General features: G+C 60.0%; 6 protein-coding genes and 1 other RNA gene. 2 read left to right on the forward strand and 5 right to left on the reverse strand.

Translation table 11 applies throughout. The annotated features are described in order from the left end of the window. Both ssrA and VMX79_11565 read right to left on the reverse strand, forming a co-directional pair. Positions 1 to 153: a transfer-messenger RNA gene (ssrA, locus tag VMX79_11560) on the reverse strand; the annotation flags it as partial. A 23-nt stretch (positions 154 to 176) separates the two neighbouring features. After that, entirely contained in the window at positions 177 to 776 is a 600-nt protein-coding gene (locus VMX79_11565) for a hypothetical protein (GenBank protein HUV87735.1), read from the reverse strand. A 192-nt stretch (positions 777 to 968) separates the two neighbouring features. Here VMX79_11565 and lexA point away from each other — a divergent pair, with 192 nt between their 5' ends. After that, the gene (lexA, locus tag VMX79_11570) at positions 969 to 1,574 is read left to right on the forward strand and encodes a transcriptional repressor LexA (protein ID HUV87736.1); all 606 of its coding nucleotides are present in this window, start codon (positions 969 to 971) and stop codon (positions 1,572 to 1,574) included. Between the two features lie 3 nt (positions 1,575 to 1,577). On the opposite strand, the gene VMX79_11575 is transcribed toward lexA, so the two are convergent. The 3 genes from VMX79_11575 to VMX79_11585 are packed head-to-tail and all read right to left on the reverse strand — an operon-like array spanning position 1,578 to position 2,402. Continuing rightward, a complete protein-coding gene (locus VMX79_11575) occupies positions 1,578 to 1,916 on the reverse strand; it encodes a type II toxin-antitoxin system PemK/MazF family toxin (protein HUV87737.1) in 339 nt (112 codons plus the stop codon). Next, positions 1,897 to 2,118, reverse strand: a complete 222-nt coding sequence (locus VMX79_11580; protein HUV87738.1) for a hypothetical protein — start codon at positions 2,116 to 2,118, stop codon at positions 1,897 to 1,899. The genes VMX79_11575 and VMX79_11580 overlap by 20 nt, the downstream gene beginning before the upstream one ends. Further along, complete coding sequence (locus VMX79_11585; protein ID HUV87739.1) at positions 2,115 to 2,402, reverse strand: hypothetical protein; 288 nt, start codon at positions 2,400 to 2,402, stop codon at positions 2,115 to 2,117. The genes VMX79_11580 and VMX79_11585 overlap by 4 nt, the downstream gene beginning before the upstream one ends. A 95-nt stretch (positions 2,403 to 2,497) precedes the next feature. Here VMX79_11585 and VMX79_11590 point away from each other — a divergent pair. Next, positions 2,498 to 2,685 (forward strand): hypothetical protein (locus VMX79_11590; GenBank protein HUV87740.1); only part of this gene is annotated, 188 nt, incomplete at its 3' end.

Consider the following 2,685-nt stretch of genomic DNA (forward strand, 5'->3'; position numbering starts at 1 on the left):
GGAAGGCTCCGCCGGAGGCCGGCCTGCTAACTAATTAGCAAGCGTACGCGTAGTTATCCGCGTTTATTTTTTTCCCGCCTTTGTAACGCGGCGACAGGAAGCCGCGACGTGCCACCTGGTTACCGTCCACCCCCGTCGAAACCGATCGCCCCCTATTTATATTATACCAAATTTTTCTACCGGAACAAGGACTTCACCCGGCCGATGCTCGTAGGCTCGACGCCGGGGTAGCTCTCGCCGTAGTACGCCCGTATCATCAGGTCGCCGTTGACGAGCTCGAAGGGGTACCACTTGGTTTTGAAGTAGCTCCAGTTGGGGTTGGGTTCGGTCCGCTTCGGGTCGCAAAAAACCGTATCGCAATTCGGGTACCCTTCCCGCTGTTTCACCAGGATGACGAAGGGCTCGGTGTCCTTCCACCAATAGTCGATGCCTTTGTAGCTCACCCATCCGCCGTGGTCGTACGTGAAGGTCTTCGGACCCCATACGCGCTTGCCGGGGGCCGGCGTCGTCGAGGTGTCGTCCCAATTCCAGATCTCGAGGTTGAAGCCTTCCCAGCCGGTATGCCCCGGGGGGTTGCCGACGTATAACCTGACGCGCTGGATGTAGCCCGGCGCCGGCGGCACGAACTTCACGCCCCAACCGTCGTTCGCGTTCTCGCGGTAAACCGGCTGGTAAGGGATGCCGTCGTCGTATTGGAACCACACCGGCGGCGGCGATGCCGCGGCGGCGCAAACGAACATCGCGAAAATAATGGCCAGCCCTAAAGGTCGCAACATGGCCGCTCTCCTCCTGGACGGTTTGAAACCAAGGCTTTGACGATAATATTATAATACTGGTTTAACGTATCGTCAACAATTTTAAGAAAAAAAGGTCTTAGGGGCTGGGTCCCGGCGCCTTCATTTTTTACTTGACTACTCAACTCCTGTTGAGTATAATGGCAGCGGCGGCTCGAGCCGCCGGAAGAGGTGATGGTGATGGAGAAACTCACGAACAGGCAGCGCGAGGTTTTGGCCGCGGTGCGGGAGCTGACCGGCCGGCACGGCTTCCCGCCGACGGTGCGGGAGCTGGCGGAGTTTTTGGAGGTCGGCCCCCGCGCGGCCTTCGAGCATCTGGCGGCGCTGGTCCGCAAGGGATATTTGGAGAAGGAGGACGGCAGGCCGCGGGCGCTGGCGGTGGCGGGATACGCGCCGGCGCTCGAGCTGCCGGTGGTGGGCCGGGTGGCCGCCGGGCCGCCGATCACGGCGCTGGAAGAGGCCGAGGAGACGATGGCGGTCGACCGCTCGCTGGGCGCCGCGGAGGGCGACTTCCTGTTGCGCGTCAAGGGCGATAGCATGGAGGGCGACCACATCGTCGACGGCGACATGGTGATCGTGAGGCCGCAGCCGGTGGCGGAGAACGGCGCCGTCGTCGTGGCGCTGGTGGGGGACGAGGCCACGGTGAAGCGGATGTACGTGCGCGGCGGCCTCGTCATCCTGCGCGCCGCCAACCCGGCCTACGCGGACCTGGTGCTGGGCGAAGACGAGGATGTGGCGGTGATAGGCCGCGTCGTCGGCGTCATCCGGCGTTATAAGTAGGTTTTAGAGTTCTAATGCGTCGCGGAGGAGGTTATCTACGCCGGCCATGTCGTCCGGCGTTAAGTGGCCGACGGCGCGTATGACTTGAGTTTCCTCGACGGTGAAGAGAACTGCCTTGGCGATGCTCTGTTTTTTTAGGCCAGCTTGTTGCCAGTTTTGTAACAGGTAGGTGGTGGGTAGGAGGGGAGTGGGGATGTGAGAAGTTATTTCGAGCAGGATAAGATCACGCGTGGAGTGATGATAGCTGGCGCCACTTATTATTATAGCCGGCCGGGCTTTCTTGGCCGTAAGGTCCGTGAAGGGGAATGGAACAAGTATGACGTCACCGCGCTGGAACGCCATATAGCTCCCGCCAATTATCGTAGATGGCGTCGTCCTCGTTGTCCCAGTCCCGCGCCAAGACCGCTTGGGAAATCAAGGTATGCCAGGGGAGAGGGAAAAGTTCATCCGTTGTTACGCCGGGCTCGCTGGCCTCGCTGATCACGTCATCTGCGATTTCAAAGCCGGTGGAGGCGATGTTTTGAGCCAGGGATATGGTAGTCATTTTTTCTTTTCCTCGTGGGATTTGATCATGTCGTCGAGTTTTTTACGGAGGTCCAGTGCTTTATGGTAGCTGAAAGCGAGGCGTGCGACCATGGTGCCGATTACGTTTTTGGCCTCCGGGTTTTGCCGGGCGGCATGCAACTCGGCGGGATGGACGTACAGCGCGTCCAGCGCGAACTCGTCTTCGGCGTACGAAACAACGAAGAAATTAGCCGGTTGCGCGGGCGGTTTCTGCGGCACCACCACCTCGATCTCGGGTTCTTCCTTCGGTTGGTTTTCGGCCATATTTTACGCCTCCTGAGGCTGAGCTATTCTACCACGGCCGGTAGACGATGTCAACGAAGGCCGGGGATTTCAGGCATAAGAAAAAATACTGAGGAATGAAAATGGACGTCGTGGACCTGGGTGACGGCGTTCGCGTGGGCGCCATCTTCGAGGAGTCGGGCAAGATAAAGCCGGTGTGGTTCGCCTACGACGGCCGGCGCCTCGCCATCGAGCGCGTCACCTACGCCTGGCGCGACCGCGACGGCTCGAGGCAGATATACCACTACGCCGTGAAGGTGGGCGG

This window comes from bacterium, from assembly GCA_035529855.1.
In the GTDB taxonomy this organism is placed as follows: Bacteria; RBG-13-66-14; B26-G2; order WVWN01; family WVWN01; genus WVWN01.

Bases quoted from the DNA above. Each gene is read 5' to 3' on its own strand.
- VMX79_11565 (HUV87735.1), bottom strand. From the start codon at position 776: ATGTTGCGACCTTTAGGGCTGGCCATTATTTTCGCGATGTTCGTTTGC.
- VMX79_11575 (HUV87737.1), bottom strand. From the start codon at position 1,916: ATGGCGTTCCAGCGCGGTGACGTCATACTTGTTCCATTCCCCTTCACG.
- VMX79_11585 (HUV87739.1), bottom strand. From the start codon at position 2,402: ATGGCCGAAAACCAACCGAAGGAAGAACCCGAGATCGAGGTGGTGGTG.
- VMX79_11580 (HUV87738.1), bottom strand. From the start codon at position 2,118: ATGACTACCATATCCCTGGCTCAAAACATCGCCTCCACCGGCTTTGAA.
- lexA (HUV87736.1), top strand. From the start codon at position 969: ATGGTGATGGAGAAACTCACGAACAGGCAGCGCGAGGTTTTGGCCGCG.